The organism is Streptomyces sp. A3M-1-3, from assembly GCF_024213665.1.
Lineage (GTDB): Bacteria > Actinomycetota > Actinomycetes > Streptomycetales > Streptomycetaceae > Streptomyces.
In genome coordinates this window covers 173075-189596 of record NZ_JANAVP010000001.1, presented here as the reverse complement: position 1 = coordinate 189596, position 16522 = coordinate 173075, and the positions used below count along the sequence as shown (strand labels likewise).

Annotated in this window: 22 protein-coding genes and 4 tRNA genes; 18 read left to right on the top strand and 8 right to left on the bottom strand. The window is 68.2% G+C overall.

Features of this window, described 5'->3' with window-relative positions; genetic code table 11:
- The first annotated feature begins 16 nt into the window (after window positions 1–16).
- Both NLX86_RS00950 and NLX86_RS00945 read left to right on the top strand, forming a co-directional pair.
- Window positions 17–280, top strand: coding sequence for a hypothetical protein (locus NLX86_RS00950; RefSeq protein WP_254369589.1), 264 nt, complete (start codon window positions 17–19; stop codon window positions 278–280).
- Complete coding sequence (locus tag NLX86_RS00945; RefSeq protein ID WP_254369588.1) at window positions 277–648, top strand: hypothetical protein; 372 nt, start codon at window positions 277–279, stop codon at window positions 646–648. Before NLX86_RS00950 ends, NLX86_RS00945 begins: the two co-directional genes overlap by 4 nt.
- A gap of 115 nt (window positions 649–763) precedes the next feature.
- On the opposite strand, the gene NLX86_RS00940 is transcribed toward NLX86_RS00945, so the two are convergent.
- Together NLX86_RS00940 and NLX86_RS00935 are read right to left on the bottom strand one after the other, a co-directional pair.
- On the bottom strand, window positions 764–1186 hold the full coding sequence (locus NLX86_RS00940; RefSeq protein WP_254369774.1) for a hypothetical protein: 423 nt from the start codon (window positions 1184–1186) through the stop codon (window positions 764–766).
- Window positions 1187–1469: 283 nt separating this feature from the next.
- Complete coding sequence (locus tag NLX86_RS00935) at window positions 1470–2633, bottom strand: NAD-dependent formate dehydrogenase (protein ID WP_254369587.1); 1164 nt, start codon at window positions 2631–2633, stop codon at window positions 1470–1472.
- 257 nt (window positions 2634–2890) lie between these two features.
- Here NLX86_RS00935 and NLX86_RS34935 point away from each other — a divergent pair, with 257 nt between their 5' ends.
- The 3 genes from NLX86_RS34935 (at window position 2891) to fmdA (ending at window position 5277) form a co-directional block, all read left to right on the top strand.
- Window positions 2891–3169 (top strand): FmdB family zinc ribbon protein, encoded by a 279-nt coding sequence (locus tag NLX86_RS34935; RefSeq protein WP_374213808.1) that lies wholly within the window; start codon window positions 2891–2893, stop codon window positions 3167–3169.
- A gap of 194 nt (window positions 3170–3363) precedes the next feature.
- Complete coding sequence (locus NLX86_RS00930; RefSeq protein WP_254369586.1) at window positions 3364–4002, top strand: AmiS/UreI family transporter; 639 nt, start codon at window positions 3364–3366, stop codon at window positions 4000–4002.
- A gap of 24 nt (window positions 4003–4026) precedes the next feature.
- A complete protein-coding gene (fmdA, locus tag NLX86_RS00925) occupies window positions 4027–5277 on the top strand; it encodes a formamidase (protein ID WP_254369585.1) in 1251 nt (416 codons plus the stop codon).
- 65 nt (window positions 5278–5342) lie between these two features.
- Here the strand turns inward: fmdA and NLX86_RS00920 are convergent, their stop codons facing one another.
- Together NLX86_RS00920 and NLX86_RS00915 are read right to left on the bottom strand one after the other, a co-directional pair.
- Window positions 5343–5543, bottom strand: a complete 201-nt coding sequence (locus tag NLX86_RS00920; RefSeq protein ID WP_254369584.1) for a DUF397 domain-containing protein — start codon at window positions 5541–5543, stop codon at window positions 5343–5345.
- Window positions 5540–6385: a helix-turn-helix transcriptional regulator gene (locus NLX86_RS00915; protein ID WP_254369583.1), complete on the bottom strand. Its 846-nt coding sequence runs from the start codon at window positions 6383–6385 to the stop codon at window positions 5540–5542. The genes NLX86_RS00920 and NLX86_RS00915 overlap by 4 nt, the downstream gene beginning before the upstream one ends.
- A 109-nt stretch (window positions 6386–6494) precedes the next feature.
- Here NLX86_RS00915 and NLX86_RS00910 point away from each other — a divergent pair, with 109 nt between their 5' ends.
- The 6 genes from NLX86_RS00910 to NLX86_RS00885 all read left to right on the top strand — a co-directional run bounded on the left by NLX86_RS00910 (window position 6495) and on the right by NLX86_RS00885 (window position 8146).
- Window positions 6495–6950, top strand: coding sequence for an ATP-binding protein (locus NLX86_RS00910; protein WP_254369582.1), 456 nt, complete (start codon window positions 6495–6497; stop codon window positions 6948–6950).
- A 9-nt stretch (window positions 6951–6959) separates the two neighbouring features.
- Window positions 6960–7688, top strand: a complete 729-nt coding sequence (locus NLX86_RS00905; RefSeq protein WP_254369581.1) for an HAD family hydrolase — start codon at window positions 6960–6962, stop codon at window positions 7686–7688.
- Window positions 7689–7775: 87 nt separating this feature from the next.
- Window positions 7776–7847 (top strand) — tRNA-Gln (locus tag NLX86_RS00900).
- A 31-nt stretch (window positions 7848–7878) separates the two neighbouring features.
- Window positions 7879–7951 (top strand) — tRNA-Glu (locus NLX86_RS00895).
- A gap of 16 nt (window positions 7952–7967) precedes the next feature.
- A tRNA-Gln gene (locus tag NLX86_RS00890) sits at window positions 7968–8039 on the top strand.
- A gap of 34 nt (window positions 8040–8073) precedes the next feature.
- Window positions 8074–8146 (top strand) — tRNA-Glu (locus NLX86_RS00885).
- A 43-nt stretch (window positions 8147–8189) separates the two neighbouring features.
- Here the strand turns inward: NLX86_RS00885 and NLX86_RS00880 are convergent.
- Window positions 8190–8846, bottom strand: coding sequence for a MerR family transcriptional regulator (locus NLX86_RS00880; RefSeq protein ID WP_254369580.1), 657 nt, complete (start codon window positions 8844–8846; stop codon window positions 8190–8192).
- 82 nt (window positions 8847–8928) lie between these two features.
- Between NLX86_RS00880 and NLX86_RS00875 the strand changes: the two genes are divergently transcribed.
- Window positions 8929–9417 carry a DUF4188 domain-containing protein gene (locus NLX86_RS00875; protein WP_254369579.1) on the top strand — a complete coding sequence of 163 codons (489 nt, stop codon included), beginning with the start codon at window positions 8929–8931 and terminating at the stop codon, window positions 9415–9417.
- Window positions 9418–9522: 105 nt separating this feature from the next.
- Here the strand turns inward: NLX86_RS00875 and ndgR are convergent, their stop codons facing one another.
- Window positions 9523–10239 carry an IclR family transcriptional regulator NdgR gene (gene ndgR / locus NLX86_RS00870; protein ID WP_037837458.1) on the bottom strand — a complete coding sequence of 239 codons (717 nt, stop codon included), beginning with the start codon at window positions 10237–10239 and terminating at the stop codon, window positions 9523–9525.
- A 182-nt stretch (window positions 10240–10421) separates the two neighbouring features.
- On the opposite strand from ndgR, the gene leuC reads away from it, so the two are divergent.
- The 4 genes from leuC (at window position 10422) to NLX86_RS00850 (ending at window position 13586) form a co-directional block, all read left to right on the top strand.
- Complete coding sequence (gene leuC / locus NLX86_RS00865) at window positions 10422–11855, top strand: 3-isopropylmalate dehydratase large subunit (protein ID WP_254369578.1); 1434 nt, start codon at window positions 10422–10424, stop codon at window positions 11853–11855.
- A 2-nt stretch (window positions 11856–11857) separates the two neighbouring features.
- A complete protein-coding gene (gene leuD / locus NLX86_RS00860; RefSeq protein WP_254369577.1) occupies window positions 11858–12451 on the top strand; it encodes a 3-isopropylmalate dehydratase small subunit in 594 nt (197 codons plus the stop codon).
- Window positions 12452–12565: 114 nt separating this feature from the next.
- The gene (locus tag NLX86_RS00855) at window positions 12566–12793 is read left to right on the top strand and encodes a hypothetical protein (protein ID WP_254369576.1); all 228 of its coding nucleotides are present in this window, start codon (window positions 12566–12568) and stop codon (window positions 12791–12793) included.
- A 145-nt stretch (window positions 12794–12938) separates the two neighbouring features.
- Window positions 12939–13586, top strand: coding sequence for an HU family DNA-binding protein (locus tag NLX86_RS00850; protein ID WP_254369575.1), 648 nt, complete (start codon window positions 12939–12941; stop codon window positions 13584–13586).
- Window positions 13587–13696: 110 nt separating this feature from the next.
- Here the strand turns inward: NLX86_RS00850 and NLX86_RS00845 are convergent, their stop codons facing one another.
- Together NLX86_RS00845 and cofC are read right to left on the bottom strand one after the other, a co-directional pair.
- Window positions 13697–13900: a hypothetical protein gene (locus NLX86_RS00845; protein WP_254369574.1), complete on the bottom strand. Its 204-nt coding sequence runs from the start codon at window positions 13898–13900 to the stop codon at window positions 13697–13699.
- 10 nt (window positions 13901–13910) lie between these two features.
- The gene (gene cofC / locus NLX86_RS00840; RefSeq protein WP_254369573.1) at window positions 13911–14588 is read right to left on the bottom strand and encodes a 2-phospho-L-lactate guanylyltransferase; all 678 of its coding nucleotides are present in this window, start codon (window positions 14586–14588) and stop codon (window positions 13911–13913) included.
- Between the two features lie 145 nt (window positions 14589–14733).
- On the opposite strand from cofC, the gene NLX86_RS00835 reads away from it, so the two are divergent.
- Both NLX86_RS00835 and NLX86_RS00830 read left to right on the top strand, forming a co-directional pair.
- Entirely contained in the window at window positions 14734–15489 is a 756-nt protein-coding gene (locus NLX86_RS00835) for a lysophospholipid acyltransferase family protein (RefSeq protein WP_254369572.1), read from the top strand.
- Window positions 15486–16496: an NAD(P)H-dependent glycerol-3-phosphate dehydrogenase gene (locus tag NLX86_RS00830; protein ID WP_254369571.1), complete on the top strand. Its 1011-nt coding sequence runs from the start codon at window positions 15486–15488 to the stop codon at window positions 16494–16496. The genes NLX86_RS00835 and NLX86_RS00830 overlap by 4 nt, the downstream gene beginning before the upstream one ends.
- Window positions 16497–16522 lie beyond the last annotated feature (26 nt).

Below are 16522 nucleotides of genomic sequence, written 5' to 3'. Positions count from 1 at the left end.
GTTGTATTCTCGCAGTATGGCCGACACCACGATCAAGATCAGTGACGAGATACGAGACCGGATCCGGACCCTTGCCGAGGAGCGCGGACTGAGCACTCGCGCGTATGTCGAGCGCCTGGTCTCGGGTGTCCCCACGGAGGACGAGCGGGCAGAGCGGACGGCGAAGGCGATCGCCTACGTCCGCTCGCACCTCGGGACGGATCTCGCGGACGACGATCTGCGTGAGGGCCATGAGTGGCGGCAGGCGATCGTCGCCGGACGAGTCGGGAGCCGCCGGTGATCATCCTTGATCACACGGCGGTAGTGGCGCTGCGCCGAGGGCATCGCCTGCTGTCGTCGATCGTCGTTGTCGAAGTCGACGACCCGGAGCAGCGAGCCCACGTTCCGGCACTCTGCCTGGTCGCTGCGGGCATGGAGCTGCCAGGGACCGCCGCGCACGCTGGCGCCCTGCCGGGGCTGGAGTTCCTGCCGCTGGACTTCGCGGTAGCGGCAGCGGTTGAGGACGCCACCATGGCGGGCATCGACTGGCGTTATGCGCACGCCGTCTTTGCGGCTGTCTCGGGTGCCGTCGAGGGCCAGGTGCTGACCGCAACTCCGGACGCCTATGACGGTACGGGCGTGTGGGCAGTCGACATCGGCAAACCCTGAGCGCCGCAGCGCTCTGTTGACCAGCGAGCGGCACGCGGCGGGCCCCCGTTCAACGTCAGCGAGTGCTGAGTGAGCCCCCGGGCCCGGGGACTCACTCAGCACTCGCTCGGGCTCGTCAGAGCTTCCCGCCGATTTCACACGCCCGGCACGGCGGACGGCCGCAGGTGCACTGCATGATGGCGTCGAGGACCCCGCGGTCGTGGTAGAGGCACTCGTCCCCGCAGGTGTGGCGCGGGATGAAACCTGCCGGGATCTCACCGGGCCACGGCTCATGACCATCCCGGCAGCGGACGAACCGCTCGGGGTCGGCGGAGTGCAGGTCGTGCATGATCGACCGCGCCTCGTCCTCCAACTCCCGCACTCGCTCGACCAGGCTCTTGAGCTCGGCGGCGATGCTGGAGTACCGGTCGGCGCCGGTCCTTACGTGTGCGGCCCGCAGTGCCATCGCTGCGTTGCCCAAAAACCTGCTGGCATCCTGAAGGTCGGTCACGTGATGCATCTGAATGCCGTTCACGCCCCGTACCCACACGGCGTCCATGCTGCTCACTGATCCACCTTCCCGGCGTTCACATTGGTTTTCTTGCGAAACAGTATGCACGGCGCCGGTGCCGCCGCATACGGAGAAAAATCAATCTTTTTATGGACGCTAAAGGTTTCGGCCGCGCCGGTCCAGCAAATTCGGAGTGAGTCGGCTCACAGCAGGCATGGGCTCGCAGCAGGCATGACATAGCACAAGGTCCATTGCCCACTCACGTGGTGGATCTTCTGCTGGTTCTTCCAATGAGTTTTTTTGCTGATTTCAGTCCGCCGGCTGTTCTTGGTTATCCGGCGACCGTGTAGGAGCGCGCTCCCGTCCCGGCGAGCCCGCCGCCGTCGACGATCAGGTACTCCGGGCGGATGGGGTGCCCGTCGAGCCAGCACTCCAGGATCTCCCGGGTACCGGCCGCGTAGCGGGCCTGCGCCGAGAGGGTCGTACCGGACACGTGCGGCGTCATCGCCTCGTACGGCATGGTGCGCCAGGGGTGGTCGGGCGGTGGCGGCTGCGGATACCAGACGTCACCGGCGTAACCGGCCAGTTGGCCGCTGCCCAGGGCACGCACCACGGCGTCCCGGTTGACGATGAGCGCACGTGCGGTGTTGACGATGTACGAACCGCGCTTCATGACCCCGATCAGGTCGTCGTCGAAGAGGTTCTGCGTCTGCGGATGCAGCGGAGTGTGGATCGACAGCACGTCGACCGAGGAGGCCAGCGAACGCGCGTCGGGATGCCAGGTCAGCTCCAGTTCCTCTTCGACCTCCTTGGGCAGCCGGTGCACGTCGCAGTAGTGCAGGGTGACGTCGAACGGCTTGAGGCGGCGCAGTACCGCCGCGCCGATACGGCCGGAGCCGAGGACGCCGACGTCCATGCCTTCGAGGTCGTAGGCGCGCGAGACGCTGTCCGCGATGTTCCAGCCTCTCTTGGCGGTCACCCAGTCGTGGGCGGGCATGTAGTTGTGCACCAGGGTGAGGATCTGCATGACGGCGTGCTCGGAGACGCTGATGCTGTTGCTGTAGGTCACCTCCGCCACCGTCATGCCGTGGGCGATGGCGCTCGGCAGGTCGACGTGGTCGGACCCGATCCCCGCGGTGATCGCGAGTCTGAGCTGGGGAGCGGCGGTGATCCGCTCGGGGGTCAGATAGGCGGGCCAGAAGGGCTGCGAGATCACCACGTCGGCGTCGGGCAGCTCGTGGTCCAGGGTGGAGTCCGGCCCTTCCTTGTCGCTGGTGACGACATAGGTGTCGCCTCGGTCCTCCAGGAACCGGCGCAGTCCCAGTTCTCCCGAGACGCTGCCGAGGAGCTGCCCCGGCGTGAAATCTATGGCTTGCGGGGTCGGCGCGGTCTGTCCGCCCGGATAGCCGGTGATGGCCGGAATCTCGTCGCGGGCGTAGTCGGGAGGATAACCGCCCACCGGGTCGGGATAGAGCACCGCAAGGATCTTTGCCATGGCCGTCCTCCATTGGTAGGGCCACTGCTCCGATAAACCGGTCTGGCACCGATGATCTTGAATTTTAGTCGAGCATGCGTCGGCGCTGCAATCCCCAGGGATAGCGAGGGAGGGGAACGGGTGGGCAAGCCGTCCAGGACTTGACACGTGGATCTACGAGACGTTTCCTTGAAGGGAGGAAATGCGCTGTGGCGTACGCCTGTTGGCGCGCCCCACACGCCTGGGTTGGCCGGCGTCCACCGACATCCGGAGTGGTGATGGCAACCTATGAATATCGATGCAGCCGCTGTGGGCCTTTCAACGTGAGGTTGGCAATCGGAACGGCGCCCAAGGCTTACGGCTGCCCAGTTTGCACAGGCGCTGCGAGACGTGTGTACTCCTCGCCCGGCCTGTCGCTGTCCCCTCGCGCGGCCGCCGACCTCCATGACCGGGAGGAGCAGGCCCGTGAGGCCCCGGCAGTAGTCTCCGAAGTGCCGCCACGCAGCAGGATACGACGGTACCCCCACCCCGCGCTCTCGCGGTTGCCGCGTCCCTGAGGGTGGTGGTCGACAAGGGAGAACGTCTCATGCGGGGCTCCGACGTCGGAACACAGACGTCTTTCCCGTAGCGGGGCGCGGAATGCGGAATCACTAACGCTGGCCGGGAACCGAGCCATGTCCTCGGCAGCTCATGGGGCGGCCCTGGCACGACGCGATTCCGCCCCCACGCGGACTGTAGGAGGTGTGTCTCCGTGGGAAACGTGGGACTGTTCTTCGTCGGTGCGGTGCTCTTCATCAACGGGTTGCTGCTTCTCGGGAAGGTCGATGCCCGGGCGGGAGCGGTGTTCAACCTTTTCGTAGGTGCACTGCAGGTACTGACGCCGACGTACCTCATCTTCACCGCCGACGGTGACCCGAACAAGATCCTGGCGGCATCAGGCATCTACCTGTTCGGCTTCACCTACCTCTACGTAGGTATCGGTCTGCTCGCCGGTCTCGACAGCACCGGCGTCGGCTATTACTCGCTGTTTGTGGCAATCGCGGCCCTGGGATACTCGTTCGTCAATTTCCGGCTCTTCAAGGACTACCCATTCGGGGTTATCTGGCTCTACTGGGCATTCCTCTGGTTCCTGTTCTTCCTGCTGCTCGGTCTCAAGAAGGCCGGCCTCACCACCTATACGGGTTGGGTGACGGCGATCCAAGGCTGGGTCACCTGCGTGATTCCCGCGGGGCTGCTGCTCTCCGGCTACTGGAAGCACCCCAACGAGATCGCCGTCGCACTGGCGGTCTTCGGCGTGGTGGTGTTCGTGGCGCTGTGGCCGCTCACCCGGAAATCGCCCCGGCCGACCCAAGCCGCCCCGGCAGCCGGAAGCGTGGGAGCACCAACGTGACCGGATCGGAAATGAGGAGCTGTCATGCCCGAAGTTCTCTTCAATGTGGACCACAGTAAGTCGATGCGTGACCAGGACGTTCCCGGACACAACAGGTGGCACCCGGACGTCCCCACTGTCGCCAAGGTGCGGCCAGGATCGGAGTTCCGTGTGGAGTGCCGCGACTGGACCGACTGCCAGGTCGGCAACAACGACTCCGCCAACGATGTACGCGACATCGACCTGACCATCCCTCACATGCTCAGCGGCCCGATAGGCGTGGAGGGCGCCGAACCCGGCGACCTGCTCGTCGTCGACATCCTCGACCTCGGCCCCGTGCCACAGCAGACCGGGGGCGCGGCGGGCCAGGGCTGGGGCTATACCGGCATCTTCGCCAAGGCCAACGGCGGCGGCTTCCTGACCGACTATTTCCCGGACGCCTACAAGGCGATATGGGACTTCCACGGACAGCAGGCCGTCTCCCGCCACCTTCCCGGGATCAGCTTCACCGGAATCACCCACCCCGGGCTGTTCGGAACCGCCCCGTCCGCCGAGATGCTCGCCCGCTGGAACGCCCGCGAGCAGGCGCTGATCGACACCGATCCGAACCGGGTCCCCCCTCTCGCCGTACCGCCGGACGGCACCAACGCGCTCGCCGGCACAGCTACCGGAGACCTCGCACGGCGCATCGGCGAAGAAGGCGCACGCACGGTGCCGGCCCGCGAGAACGGAGGCAACCACGACATCAAGAACTTCACCCGGGGATCGAGGGTCTTCTACCCCGTACACGTCAAGGACGCCAAGCTCTCCGGAGGCGACCTGCACTTCAGCCAGGGCGACGGAGAGATCACCTTCTGCGGCGCCATCGAGATGGGCGGCTTCATCGACTTCCATGTCGACCTGATCAAGGGCGGCATGGAGACGTACGGCATCTCCACCAACCCCGTGTTCATTCCGGGCAACGTCGAGCCGAGGTACACGGAGTTCCTCACCTTCATCGGTATCTCCGTCGACCACGACACCGACACGAACTTCTACCTGGACGCAACGCTGGCCTACCGACGGGCCTGCCTCAACGCCGTCGAGTACTTCAAGAAGTTCGGCTACAGCGGAGAGCAGGCCTACCTGCTGCTCGGCTCCGCACCCATAGAGGGGCGTATCAGCGGCATCGTCGACATCCCCAACGCCTGCTGTTCGCTGTACGTACCCACCGCCATGTTCGACTTCGACGTCCGGCCCACCACCGCCGGCCCGATGAAGGCCGACCGCGGCCAGTGCGCGTTGTCCACCGCCTGACCGGACATCGTACGGCCCCGCAGCACGCGCTGCGGGGCCGTACGATGCGGCGCTTGGCTTTCTGGCTAGGCGTCGCAGGTGTGAGCGACGAACGCGGACCAGGCGGCGGGGGAGACGGCCAGGGTGCCGCGGGTGACGTCCTTGGAGTCGCGCACGTGGACGGCGGCTGGGGACGCCGCGACCTCGACGCATTCGCCGCCCGCTCCGCCGCTGTAGCTGCTCTTGATCCAGACGAGCGGACGGCCTGCGGACTGCTGGATGTTCATAGCTCTCCTTGCAGCGACTTCTCGATGTGGCGGAGCGAATCCCGCGGGGACAGCGCCTGAGCCCGCAGGATTCCATACCGAACGGCGAACCCGCGTACGGTTTCCCGATCGGTGATCATGCGGCCGTTGCCCTGGCTTTCCAGATATCCGACCTGCTCCCCGCCCTGGGGTGTCATCAGCGTGAACGCCCCGTCCACGCAGGCGTGATCCGTCACCCTGGTCGGCACCACTTGGATCTCGGCATTCGGGTTGTCGCCGACGAGCAGCAGATGCTCCAGCTGCCCACGGAGCACCTGCACTCCACCGAACGGCCGCTGAAGCACGGCCTCCTCGATGACGAAGCTCAGCGTCGGCGCGGGCTTGCGGTCGAAGAGCGCGCGACGGGCCAGTCGAGCCGCCACCATCTGCTCGATCTCTGCCTCGTGACGCCGTGGCCTCCATACCGTGAACATCGTCCGTGCGTACTCCTCGGTCTGGAGCAGGCCCGGCACCGCCATGACCGCGTACGCGTGAAACTCGACCGCCTCCTCCTCGATCCGAGCCGCATCCCGGAAGAACGCCGGATACCGAGCCCGCGCCACTTCCTGCTTTCTGGCCAGCAGCACCCCACTCGCATCCAGCAGCGCGTCCGCCTTCTCGATCAGCTCCGGACGGGCGATGCGCCGCCCCTGCTCGATCGCGGCGATCTGCGCCTCTCCGTACCCGACTCGCTTGGCGAGCTCAGCCTGAGTGAGCCGGGCCCGCTCGCGGAAGATCTTGAACTGGCGGCCGAACGACCGCAGGAGCTCGTCGGCCGGATCCTCCCGCCGGGAGGGTTCGGCCTGCTCCGGAATCTGTGTCATGGGTTCCCCTCTCACCCGCCCCGACAGCACGCCTCCGGACCTGGACAACCACACTGTGTAGGGGTGTCGTCACTGGTGACGCTACGCGCACGACACCAGCCTCGTACCCATGACGACCGAAACTCCCCCGACCGAGAACGCCGGCCAACTTCCGGCACCCCTGCACGAGTTCTCCATGCGTTTCACCTCCAGCCCACGCGGCGCACGCCTGGCCCGCCGCCTGGCCACCCACCGCATGGACGCCTGGGGGTACTCGTACGGCTGCGACGCGAACGACACGGTGACGCTGATCGTCGCCGAACTCGCGGCCAACGCGGTGCGCCACGGTCACGTCCCCGGCCGCGACTTCAGTCTGCGGCTCTCCGTGACCGCGGACGTCGTACGCGTAGAGGTGTCCGACACCCGCGGCGAGCGCTTCCCTCCCACCAACCCGACCCCGCCGGCGCCGGACGCCGACTCCGGCCGCGGCCTCTGGTTGGTGGCCCGGCTCGCAAGCGCCTGGGCAGTCGCGCCCAGGCCCTGCGGGCCGGGCAAAACCGTCTGGGCGGACGTGCGCTTCTCGTAGGCTGGGCGTATGCCGATCCGCGCGGTCCTCTGGGACATCGACGACACCCTCTTCGACTACACCAGCGCCGACACCACCGGTATGCAGCGCCATCTCACGGCCGAGGGCCTGGCCGACGGATTCGAGTCCGTCGACCACGCCCTCGCCGTCTGGCGGGAGCTCACCGCGATCCACTGGGCCCGCTTCGCCGCCGGCAGCGTCAGTTTTCAGGAGCAGCGGCGCGATCGGGTGCGGGACTTTCTCGGCGAGGCGTCCCTCAGCGATGCCGAGGCCGACGACTGGTTCGACCGGTACATCACCCACTACCGGGCCGCCTGGGCGGTCTTCCCGGACGTCCTGCCCGTACTCGACCTCCTCACGCCCCGTTACCGGCACGGTGTGCTGTCCAATTCCAGCACCGCCAACCAGGACCACAGGCTGCGCACGCTGGGGCTGCGTGACCGCTTCGAGGTGCTGCTCTGTGCCGAGGACCTCGGCGTCAGCAAGCCGGCCGCCGGGGCTTTCCTCGCCGCGTGCCGGGCGCTGGACCTGCCGCCGTGTGACATCGCCTACGTCGGCGACAAGATCGACATCGATGCGTGCGGCGCCCGCGACGCGGGCCTGACCGGTGTCTGGCTGGACCGTTTCCACACCTCGGACGAGGTTCCCGCCGGGGTGCACCGGATCAACGGCCTGGAGCAGCTTCCCGCCCTGCTGCACGGCCATACTCGTTTTGGAGCGCCGTCTCCCATCGGGTAATGTTCTTCCTGCGCCGCCCGAGCGGGCCAAGAGCCTGGCCGGAAAGCGCGAACCAAACAAAACCCCCCTCAGGGGGTTGAGTTTTGGTGGGCTATGGTGTAATTGGCAGCACGACTGATTCTGGTTCAGTTAGTCTAGGTTCGAGTCCTGGTAGCCCAGCGCAGAACATCGCAGGACATTTTCTGTACAAGCCCCCGTTGTGTAGCGGCCTAGCACGCTGCCCTCTCAAGGCGGTAGCGCCGGTTCGAATCCGGTCGGGGGTACTGGTCTAAACCACCATGGGCTATGGTGTAATTGGCAGCACGAGTGATTCTGGTTCATTTAGTCTAGGTTCGAGTCCTGGTAGCCCAGCGCAATCGAGATCATTCGATCTGCCACCCAGCAAGCCCCCGTTGTGTAGCGGCCTAGCACGCCGCCCTCTCAAGGCGGTAGCGCCGGTTCGAATCCGGTCGGGGGTACGCATCGAGAAGGCCCTCCGCATCGCGGAGGGCCTTCTCGCTTTCAACCGCCGCCGCCGAACCGCCTGTTGGACTCCTCGGCCTCCGCGAGCCGGCGCAGGCTGAGCAGTACCGGCTCGTACAGCACGGTCAGTGCCACCGCCGCCTCCACCTGCTCCTCCGGTGTCTCGTACTCCTCGACCATGTCCAGGTCCGTGACCGCGAGTTGGGCGGCCGCACGGGCGTACGGCAGCAGCTGCTCCGGAGTACACGGGTGCCCGGCCCCGGACAGTCCGGCGATTGCGCCGACCAGCATCCGGTACGCGGGGGAGAGGGCCCCGACCGCGCAGCCGTACGTCCAGCCGAGCTGATCCAGCAGGGCGTCCGCGACGCGCCGCGCCGCATCGTCCGCGGCGTCCGGCCCGGCCGGCCCGGCCGGCTCCCGGTCGTGCGGCAGCGCCCAGACCGCGGCGCCGAGCCGCATGTGGTGGTCGAGGGACTCGTCCTCGACGGCCGCGATCACCTCCCGCGCCGTGGCTACGGACATCCCGCCGACCTGGATCAGCGCCCGGACCAGCCGCAGCCTGCGCAGGTGCTCCTCGTCGTACTCCGCCTGCGTGGTGCTGACGCGGCGGCCCGGCCGGAGCAGCCGCTCGCGCAGGTAGTACTTGATCGTGGCGGTGGAGACCCCGCTGCGTTCGCTCAACTCCGCCAGTCGCATCGCTTGCGTCCTTCCTTGGAGAGTGTCACTATCCAATCATGGATAGTGCCGCTATCCAACAATCGATCCATGGGGGACCGTCATGAGCGACAAGCCGGTTCAGGGGCGGATGACCGCCGACGCCGAGGGTGACGTGATCGTCTTCCTCATCGGGATGCGCATCAACAAGTTCCGCGCGCTCCGCAGCTGGTGGCCGGCGGTCAGGGCGATGCCGCGGATGATCAAGGAGCTCTCGCGCGAGAAGGGCAGCGGGCTGATCGGCGTCCAGTTCCTGCTGGGCGGGCCGCGGCTGCTGTACGTGGTCCAGTACTGGGACTCCAAGGACAAGCTGCTGGCGTACGCCTCGGCACCGGACAAGGAGCACCGCCCCGCCTGGGCCGCCTTCAACCGCCGGATGCGCGACGGGAAGGGCGATGTGGGGTTCTGGCACGAGACATACGTCGTCCCGGCCGGCTCGTACGAGAGCGTCTACGTCAACATGCCGGAGTTCGGCCTCGGCAAGGCCGCCGGCGTGGTCCCGGTGGGCAGGCGCGGCGACCGCGCGGCCGACCGTCTCGCGGCGAGGGCGTAGCCGCGGTATCCGTACGGGTGGCCGCGTACGGCGAGCCCCTGTGCGGGCCCCGGAAACGGCCGCTGCGGCGGTGAAGCGGCCGGCCGGCCGGGGCGAGCGGCGCGGTCAGCCCGAGCGGCGCAGGGCCTCCGAGAGGCGTGCGGCCGCGTCGATGACCGCCTGGGCGTGCATCCGGCCCGGGTGTCGGGTCAGCCGCTCGATCGGCCCGGAGACCGACACGGCGGCCACCACGCGGTTCGAGGGGCCGCGTACGGGTGCGGAGACCGAGGCCACGCCCGGTTCCCGCTCGCCGATCGACTGGGCCCAGCCCCGGCGCCGTACGCCCGACAGGGCCGTCGCCGTGAAGCGTGCCCCCTGCAGGCCCCGGTGCAGCCGCTCCGGCTCCTCCCAGGCCATCAGGATCTGGGCCGCGGAACCGGCCTTCATGGGCAGCGTGGAGCCGACCGGGACGGTGTCCCGGAGTCCGGACAGCCGTTCCGCCGCCGCCACACAGATCCGCATGTCGCCCTGCCGTCGATAGAGCTGCGCGCTCTCACCCGTGACGTCGCGCAGATGCGTGAGTACCGGTCCTGCCGTGGCCAGCAGCCGGTCCTCGCCCGCCGCGGCGGCGAGCTCCGCCAGCCGCGGGCCGAGGATGAACCGGCCCTGCATGTCCCTCGCCACCATCCGGTGGTGTTCCAGTGCCACGGCAAGGCGATGTGCCGTGGGTCGTGCGAGCCCTGTCGCCGCGACCAGCCCGGCGAGGGTGGCCGGACCGGACTCCAGTGCGCTCAATACCAGAGCTGCCTTGTCGAGCACGCCGACGCCGCTAGAGTTGTCCATGCAACGATATTCACGTCTCACACTGTGAAACGCAAGTTCAATTTCTCCCGGAACCCGTCAGTCTGGAGTGGCGGACCCGCAGACCAACGGGTTCGCGGCCGACGTCCGCCACGTGGGGTACGGGCGAGGGCGCACCACATCTCTAGTTGCGCCGGCACAAGATGCCGGCCGGAGGGAAAGCGATGGGTTGGACACTGGCGGAGAAGGTCTGGGACGACCATGTCGTCCGGCGCGCCGAAGGCGAGCCCGACCTCCTCTTCATCGATCTGCACCTGCTGCACGAGGTGACCAGCCCCCAGGCCTTCGACGGCCTGCGGCAGAACGCCCGCCCCGTGCGGCGCCTCGACCTCACCATCGCGACCGAGGACCACAACACCCCCACCATCGACATCGACAAGCCGATCGCGGATCCGGTCTCCCGCGCCCAGCTGGAGACGCTGCGCAAGAACTGCGCCGAGTTCGGCGTACGCCTGCACCCGCTGGGCGATGTCGAGCAGGGCGTCGTCCACGTGGTGGGACCGCAGCTGGGCCTGACCCAGCCCGGCACCACCGTGGTCTGCGGTGACAGCCACACCTCCACGCACGGCGCCTTCGGCGCGCTGGCGTTCGGTATCGGCACCAGCCAGGTCGAGCACGTCCTGGCCACCCAGACGCTGCCGCTGGCCCGCCCGAAGACCATGGCGATCACCGTCGAGGGCGAGCTGCCGGACGGCGTCACCGCCAAGGACCTGATCCTGGCGATCATCGCGAAGATCGGCACCGGCGGCGGCCAGGGCTACATCCTGGAGTACCGCGGCTCGGCCGTCGAGAACCTGTCGATGGAAGCCCGGATGACCATCTGCAACATGTCGATCGAGGCCGGCGCCCGGGCGGGCATGATCGCCCCCGACCGGACCACCTTCGACTACCTGCAGGGCCGCGACCACGCCCCGCAGGGCGCGGACTGGGACGCCGCCGTCGCGTACTGGCAGACGCTGCGCACCGACGACGACGCGGTCTTCGACGCCGAGGTCTTCATCAACGCCTCCGAACTGTCGCCGTTCGTCACCTGGGGTACCAACCCCGGCCAGGGCGCGCCGCTGTCCGCGAACGTCCCCGACCCGGCCTCGTACGAGGACGCTTCGGAGCGGCTGGCTGCCGAAAATGCCCTGGAGTACATGGGGTTGACCGCCGGACAGGCGCTGCGCGACATCAACGTGGACACCGTCTTCGTAGGTTCCTGCACCAATGGCCGCATCGAGGACCTGCGTGCGGCCGCCGAGATCCTGGACGGCCGCAAGGTCGCGAGAGGCGTACGGATGTTGGTCGTCCCCGGTTCGGTACGGGTCGCCCTGCAGGCCGTCGAGGAGGGCCTGAACAAGGTCTTCACCGAGGCCGGCGCCGAATGGCGGCACGCGGGCTGCTCGATGTGCCTGGGCATGAACCCCGACCAACTGGCCCCCGGAGAGCGTTCCGCGTCCACCTCCAACCGCAACTTCGAGGGCAGGCAGGGCAAGGGCGGCCGCACCCACCTGGTCTCGCCCCAGGTCGCCGCCGCCACCGCGGTGCTGGGCCATCTGGCCTCGCCCGCCGACCTGTCCGACGCCGACGCCCGTACGCCCGCTGGAGCGCGATAACCATGGAAGCTTTCACCACGCACACCGGGCGGGCCGTCCCGCTGCGCCGCAGCAACGTCGACACCGACCAGATCATCCCGGCCCACTGGCTGAAGAAGGTCACCCGCGACGGTTTCGAGGACGGGCTCTTCGAGGCCTGGCGCAAGGACGACGCGTTCGTCCTCAACCGCCCCGAGCGCAAGGGCGCCACGGTCCTGGTGGCGGGCCCCGACTTCGGCACCGGATCCTCGCGCGAGCACGCCGTCTGGGCGCTGCAGAACTACGGCTTCAAGACCGTCATCTCCTCGCGGTTCGCCGACATCTTCCGCGGCAACTCGCTGAAGAACGGCCTGCTGACCGTGGTTCTGCCGCAGGAGACCGTCGAGCGGCTGTGGCAGCTGACCGAGACGGACCCGACGGCCGAGATCACGGTGGACTTGGTGGCCCGCGAAGTCCGAGCCGACGGCATCACCGCCGAGTTCGAGCTCGACGAGAATGCCCGCTGGCGACTGCTGGAGGGCCTGGACGACATCTCCCTCACCCTTCAGAACGAAGCGGACATCGCGGCTTACGAGGCCTCCCGGCCGGCCTTCAAACCGCGCACGATTCAGGCCTGAGCAGCACTTATTCAGCACCGCTTCGCCACTGCGCCCCCTGCCCCACGGCAGGGGGCGCAGTTGTCGTTGAGGCCCTGTGAGGCGACAACTCGCCCCAGATGGCACAATCTGTGTATGGAACGCGACAGTCAACTCGAGCTCTACGAGATCATCGCGGACCGGTTGAAAGAAGCACACACAACGGTGCGCACACTGCAAGTCCCGGAGGGCGTAAGGATGGCGCTGACCCGGAAGCTGCTGGTCGTCACGGCCGTGGCCAAACACGATCTCGCTGATGCGGCAAGGCGTCTGGACCGGTTGATGAAGGACCTCGACGAGGGTCGATTCCCCGAAGACGACTGATGTGAAGGACCACTCCGCAGCGGCCTACTTCGTTGCGGCACTAGGGTGATTAGCCCGTTTCGTGTTTGATTTGCGGTATATATCTGCCTAACGTGCGAAAAAGCTTGAACGCATTCGTTCTGGCAATGTCTCCGAAGGGGAAGACGTGAACAAGGCGCAGCTCGTAGAAGCGATTGCCGACAAGGTCGGCGGCCGTCAGCAGGCCGCAGACTCTGTCGACGCGGTACTCGACGCGATCGTCCGCGCCGTGGTCGGTGGCGACCGGGTTTCGGTCACCGGCTTCGGTTCGTTCGAGAAGGTCGACCGTCCGGCCCGCTACGCACGCAACCCGCAGACGGGTGAGCGCGTACGGGTCAAGAAGACCTCCGTCCCCCGGTTCCGCGCGGGACAGGGTTTCAAGGACCTGGTGAGCGGCTCGAAGAAGCTGCCCAGGGGCGGCGAGGTCTCCGTCAAGAAGGCCCCCAAGGGCAGCCTTTCGGGCGGAGCTCCCACGCGTACGACCGCCAAGGCCGCGGCCAAGAAGGCCACCGCCAAGAAGGCGGCGGTCAAGAAGACGGTCGCCAAGAAGGTCACGGCGAAGAAGGCCGCACCGGCGAAGAAGGCGGCGGTCAAGAAGACGGCCGCGAAGAAGACCACCGCGGCGGCCAAGAAGGCGGCTCCGGCCAAGACGACCGCCAAGAAGGCCGCCGCCAAGAAGACCGCGCCGGCCAAGAAGGCCACCGCGAAGAAGGCGCCCGCCAAGAAGGCGACGGCGCGCAAGACCACCGCCAAGAAGGCCACCGCCAGGAAGTAGCAGCTGGTCAGGGCCACTCACGCGCCGGGCCGGACTCCCCTCACGGAGCCCGGCCCGCGGTGTTTTCGGGCCCGTACGGCAGCCCCGTACGGCAGCCCGTTCGCCATGTCTCAGAAGGTCTGCAGCGTCACCAGCGTGATCCGGCGCGACTCGCCCTCGCCGTCGACCTCGATCCGCACCCGCTGGCCGGGCCGCAGCAGCCGCAGGCCGCCGGCGTCGAAGGCCGGGGCCTCGAAGGGCACCGGCGTGCCGTCGTCGAGCAGCACGCTGCCGCTGTGGGTCTCGGGGTCGTACGTGTACGCGGTCGCCTGCATGCCCCGCAGCCTAGGCGATGCCCGCGGACCGGGCCGACGTACGGGGGCCCACGCCCAGCGCCACGGCCGCCCGCAGGTCGTCCAGCGTGTCCACGTCCTGCCGTACGGAATCAACGCCGTCGAGCCGGATTTCCGCCGCTCCCGAGGCCGAATGCCGGGCCCGGGACGGGCCGCCGAACGACGGTGACAATTCCACGTGTGGCGCAGCGGAAAGCAGAGTTGTTCCGATTCCGGCCGCATCCGCCAGAAATGCGCGCGGAAATACCGCCGCGGCATCGAGCACCCGTCGCAATTCGGCGGGCCGCAGCGCCGGCAGATCGGCGTTCAGTGCGGCGACCGCAGCGCCGGCCCGTGCCGCCCGCGCGCACCGCGCCCCGTGCGCCAGGGCGGCGTTGAGGCCCGCCGCCGGGGCGTCCGGCTCTATACGGGCGCCCAGCGCCGCCAGTTCCGCTGCGGCCAGGGCGTCGTCCGTGACGACCACCACATCCCGGACCGCGGGGCAGGCCAGGGCCGCGGCGACGGTGTCCTGGGCGAAGGCGAGGGCGAGTCCCGGCCGCAGGCGCTCGCCCGCGGCGGCGGCGAGCCTGCTCTTGGCCAGGACGAGGGGCTTCAGCGGTACGACCAGGCTCCAGCCGGTGTTCGTGACGTGTCCCTCCCTCGCCCACGGTCGTGATGTCCCGGCCCTCATTGTCGCCTCCCGGCGCCCCGGCCCGGGGCGGAGGCCCGTGCGCCGGGGCGTACCGTGTTCTCGACAGACCACGGACCTGGGGCGACACTTGTCCGGCCGACCAGGTGCATCAAGACGTCACCAGGTCATAGAGGAAGGTGTCCGCGTGTCCCGCCGCAGAATCGGCTTCTGGTACCGCCTGGCGGCGGTCATCGCAAAACCGCCACTGGTGGTTCTGTTCAAGCGGGACTGGCGGGGAATGGAACACATTCCGGCCGACGGGGGATTTATCACCGCGGTCAATCACAACTCGTATCTGGACCCGCTCTCCTACGGGCACTTCCAGTACAACACCGGACGCGTTCCGCGGCTGCTGGCCAAGGCGGCGCTCTTCGACGCGCCCGTGATCGGCAAGATCCTGCACGGGACCGGCCAGATCCCCGTGTACCGGGAGACCACCAACGCCATGGACGCGTTCCGTGCCGCCGTGGACGCCATCGAGCGCGGTGAATGCGTCGCCTTCTACCCCGAGGGCACCCTCACCCGCGACCCCGACATGTGGCCGATGGCCGGCAAGAGCGGCGCGGCACGCGTGGCGCTGATGACCAAGGCACCCGTCGTCCCCGTCGCGCAGTGGGGCGCCAATATGGCGATGCCGCCGTACGCCACGGAGAACAAGCTGCGGCTCTTCCCGCGCAAGACACTTCAGGTGCTCGCCGGCCCGCCGGTCGACCTGTCCAGGTTCTACGGGCTCGAACCCACCCCGGACGTACTGCGGGAAGCAACCGAAACCATCATGGCCGCGATCACCGATCTGCTCGAGGAGCTCCGCGGAGTCCCCGCACCCGCCGAGCCGTACGACCATCGCAAGGCCCGGGCAGAACAGCGGCGCAAGGCCGCGGGAGAGGGCGCGAACCAATGAGCCACCCGGTCAAGGCAGCCGTCTACGGAACGGGTTCCTGGGGCACGGCCTTCGGCATGGTGCTGGCGGACGCGGGCTGCGAGGTGACCCTCTGGGGCCGCCGCCCCGAACTCGCCGACGCCATCAACAACGGCCGTACCAACCCCGACTATCTGCCGGGCGTCGAACTGCCGTCGGCGATCCGGGCCACCACCGACGCGGCCGAGGCCGCCCGGGGCGCCGAGTTCACCGTCCTCGCCGTGCCCTCGCAGACACTGCGCGCGAACCTCACCGAGTGGGCGCCGCTGCTGCCCGCCGACACCGTGCTGGTCTCCCTGATGAAGGGCATCGAACTCGGCACAGCCAGGCGGATGAGCGAGGTCATCGAGGAGGTCGCCAAGGCACCGGCCGACCGGGTCGCGGTCGTCACAGGCCCCAACCTCGCCAAGGAGATCGCCGCCCGCCGGCCCGCCGCGGCGGTCGTCGCCTGCCGCGACGAGGGGGTGGCCAACCGGCTCCAGGCCGTCTGCCACACCCCGTACTTCCGCCCGTACACCAACACCGACGTCGTCGGCTGCGAACTCGGCGGCGCGGTCAAGAACGTCATCGGGCTGGCGGTCGGCATCGCGGACGGCATGGGCCTCGGCGACAACGCCAAGGGCTCGCTCATCACCCGCGGCCTCGCCGAAACGACCCGCCTCGGACTGGCGATGGGCGCGGACCCGCTGACCTTCTCGGGCCTGGCGGGCCTCGGCGACCTGGTCGCCACCTGCTGCTCGCCGCTCTCCCGCAACCACACCTTCGGCACCAACCTGGGCCGCGGTATGACGCTCGAGGAGACCATCGCGGTCACCAGGCAGACCGCGGAGGGCGTCAAATCCTGTGAGTCGGTGGCCGATCTGGCCCGCCGCCACGGCGTCGACATGCCCATCACCGACACGGTCGTGGACATCGTCCACAACGGCAAGCCGCCGATCGTCGCGCTGAAGGAACTCATGTCGCGCAGCGCCAAGCCCGAGCGCCGCTGACTTGTCCTGAACCAACCGGTAGTCTC

Bases quoted from the DNA above. Each gene is read 5' to 3' on its own strand.
- NLX86_RS00950 (WP_254369589.1), top strand. From the start codon at position 17: ATGGCCGACACCACGATCAAGATCAGTGACGAGATACGAGACCGGATC.
- NLX86_RS00940 (WP_254369774.1), bottom strand. From the start codon at position 1,186: ATGGACGCCGTGTGGGTACGGGGCGTGAACGGCATTCAGATGCATCAC.
- NLX86_RS00935 (WP_254369587.1), bottom strand. From the start codon at position 2,633: ATGGCAAAGATCCTTGCGGTGCTCTATCCCGACCCGGTGGGCGGTTAT.
- NLX86_RS34935 (WP_374213808.1), top strand. From the start codon at position 2,891: ATGGCAACCTATGAATATCGATGCAGCCGCTGTGGGCCTTTCAACGTG.
- fmdA (WP_254369585.1), top strand. From the start codon at position 4,027: ATGCCCGAAGTTCTCTTCAATGTGGACCACAGTAAGTCGATGCGTGAC.
- NLX86_RS00920 (WP_254369584.1), bottom strand. From the start codon at position 5,543: ATGAACATCCAGCAGTCCGCAGGCCGTCCGCTCGTCTGGATCAAGAGC.
- NLX86_RS00915 (WP_254369583.1), bottom strand. From the start codon at position 6,385: ATGACACAGATTCCGGAGCAGGCCGAACCCTCCCGGCGGGAGGATCCG.
- NLX86_RS00910 (WP_254369582.1), top strand. From the start codon at position 6,495: ATGACGACCGAAACTCCCCCGACCGAGAACGCCGGCCAACTTCCGGCA.
- NLX86_RS00905 (WP_254369581.1), top strand. From the start codon at position 6,960: ATGCCGATCCGCGCGGTCCTCTGGGACATCGACGACACCCTCTTCGAC.
- NLX86_RS00880 (WP_254369580.1), bottom strand. From the start codon at position 8,846: ATGCGACTGGCGGAGTTGAGCGAACGCAGCGGGGTCTCCACCGCCACG.
- NLX86_RS00875 (WP_254369579.1), top strand. From the start codon at position 8,929: ATGAGCGACAAGCCGGTTCAGGGGCGGATGACCGCCGACGCCGAGGGT.
- ndgR (WP_037837458.1), bottom strand. From the start codon at position 10,239: ATGGACAACTCTAGCGGCGTCGGCGTGCTCGACAAGGCAGCTCTGGTA.
- leuC (WP_254369578.1), top strand. From the start codon at position 10,422: ATGGGTTGGACACTGGCGGAGAAGGTCTGGGACGACCATGTCGTCCGG.
- leuD (WP_254369577.1), top strand. From the start codon at position 11,858: ATGGAAGCTTTCACCACGCACACCGGGCGGGCCGTCCCGCTGCGCCGC.
- NLX86_RS00855 (WP_254369576.1), top strand. From the start codon at position 12,566: ATGGAACGCGACAGTCAACTCGAGCTCTACGAGATCATCGCGGACCGG.
- NLX86_RS00845 (WP_254369574.1), bottom strand. From the start codon at position 13,900: ATGCAGGCGACCGCGTACACGTACGACCCCGAGACCCACAGCGGCAGC.
- cofC (WP_254369573.1), bottom strand. From the start codon at position 14,588: ATGAGGGCCGGGACATCACGACCGTGGGCGAGGGAGGGACACGTCACG.
- NLX86_RS00830 (WP_254369571.1), top strand. From the start codon at position 15,486: ATGAGCCACCCGGTCAAGGCAGCCGTCTACGGAACGGGTTCCTGGGGC.